Below are 290 nucleotides of genomic sequence, written 5' to 3' on the forward strand. Positions count from 1 at the left end.
GATGCATCGAACCAAGGCGATATCACTGGTACATCACAAGATATTCCAGCAGATGGCACGGTCACTCTGGTTATCACCGATATTGCGGGCACATCAATTACCATCACCGATGTGGCAGTAAATGCAGATGGCACTTACTCTGTTGATAATGTTGACCTATCTACACTTGTGGATGGCGACATCACAGTTGTTGCAACCGCAACTGACAGCAACGGCAATGACCTGTCTGCCAACGACACTGAAAACCTTGATGCTGTTGATGCTGAGCTAACAGTAGACTTAGTGATTGA

1 pseudogene is annotated in these 290 nt (G+C 46.6%); it reads left to right on the forward strand.

Annotation, left to right across the window (positions count from 1 at the left end):
• Positions 1 to 290: pseudogene (locus AN944_RS21705) on the forward strand (hypothetical protein); the annotation flags it as partial.

Origin of the sequence: Shewanella sp. P1-14-1 (assembly GCF_001401775.1) — a bacterium.
GTDB lineage: Bacteria > Pseudomonadota > Gammaproteobacteria > Enterobacterales > Shewanellaceae > Shewanella > Shewanella japonica.